The following is a 1,633-nucleotide window of genomic DNA, read 5'->3' on the forward strand; positions in this document are numbered from 1 at the left end:
TATAATTGGAGTCCTCAACAAGTATTTGATGATGGACAAAAAACTTATATAGTTATGAAACCTGAAATGAGTACAGGAGAAGCACCAGCTCTTTTTATAAAAGATGACCAAACAGGAAAAGTAGTTTTAGTTAGATACAGAGTGAAAAATAATTATTACATAGTAGATAGATTATTTGAACAAGCAGTATTGAAATTAGGAAAAAGAGAAGTTGTTATAAAAAAAGATGGAAGTTTTATAAAAAACGAGAAAGATTATTACCCAATTAGGATGTGATATTTATGTATGAAAATGAAGAATCTAAACAAGAAGAAATAAATAACAATGACATTGAAATTAAAGAGGAATCTAAAGAAAAAATAAATAACGAAAACATTGAAATTAAGGAAGAATCTAAAGAGCAAGAAAATGAAAAAAAGGAAAGGCTTTATAAAGGAACACATATCAAAAAAAAATATTTGATATTTCCTATTGTGTGTCTAGTTGGTGTATTGATTTACAATATATTTAAAACACCTTCAACTAATAATAAACCTATAGAAGAACCTAAAAAAGAAGCGAAAGAACAAAAACAATTAAATTTAGAGTTAGAAACAGATTATTCTAAAATGATAGTTACAGATCGTGGAGTTGAAGCAGAAAATAATCAAGATAAAATAGATAATTCAATTCAACAAAATAATGTTATAGAAAATAAAAAAGTTATACAAACAAGTAAGAGAGAATTAAGTGAAGAAGAAAGAGAAGCATTAAGGAAAATTAGAGAAGAAGCAAATAATGCAAAGAGAAGCTCTATTTCTTTTCCAGTAAATCAAAATCAGAGAGAAAATAGAGTCGCTCAAAATGACACAAATAGAAATTATACTGATTATGATTTAAATAGACAAGGCTCAAAAAAAAGTTTTTTAAATAATGAACCAACATATTCAAATTATATAAGTTCAAAATTAGAAGGGAGTATATCGCCATTTGAAGTAAAAGCAGGGGATTTTATACCTGCAATAGTTATAACAGCTATGGATAGTGATTTACCTTCAAAAGTAATAACAGCTCAAGTAAGAGAGAATGTATTTGATACTGTAACAGGAAACTATTTATTAATTCCACAAGGAACTAGAATAACAGGAACATATGATTCAAATGTTACTTGGGGACAAAATAGATTGTTAGTCATTTGGCAAAGAATGATATTCCCAAATGGAATGAGTATAAATTTAGATAATATGCAAGGAGTAGATTTAACAGGACAGGCAGGATTAACTGGAAAAGTTAATAATCATTTTGCAACATTAATGAAAGGTGTTTTATTATCATCAGCTATGGGAGCGACAGCAGCTATCGTAACACAAGATAATAGTAATAATGATGATTGGAAATATGCAGCAGGACAAGGAGCAGGACAAACAATTGTAAAAGTTGGAGATAAATTTGCAGATAAAGCATTAGATCGTCAGCCAACAATTCAAATCAAACAAGGTGATAGATTTAATATTATGGTTCATAGTGATTTAATTCTAAAACCATATAAATAATCTGAAGAATCAAACTGAAAAAGTAATAGATTTTAAATTACTTTTGAAGGCGATAGTTAGTCGGAAACGACTAAAAAAATCTTAAAAGGAGTGAATAAAAA

2 protein-coding genes are annotated in these 1,633 nt (G+C 27.8%); both read left to right on the forward strand.

Annotated elements, in window-relative coordinates; translation table 11 throughout:
• On the forward strand, positions 1 to 276 hold a 276-nt coding region (locus L988_RS11900; protein WP_047384546.1), incomplete at its 5' end, for a TrbG/VirB9 family P-type conjugative transfer protein.
• 5 nt (positions 277 to 281) lie between these two features.
• Positions 282 to 1,532, forward strand: a complete 1,251-nt coding sequence (locus tag L988_RS11905) for a TrbI/VirB10 family protein (RefSeq protein WP_052191844.1) — start codon at positions 282 to 284, stop codon at positions 1,530 to 1,532.
• Positions 1,533 to 1,633 lie beyond the last annotated feature (101 nt).

The sequence above is a fragment of the Cetobacterium sp. ZWU0022 genome, assembly GCF_000800875.1.
Taxonomy (GTDB): domain Bacteria; phylum Fusobacteriota; class Fusobacteriia; order Fusobacteriales; family Fusobacteriaceae; genus Cetobacterium_A.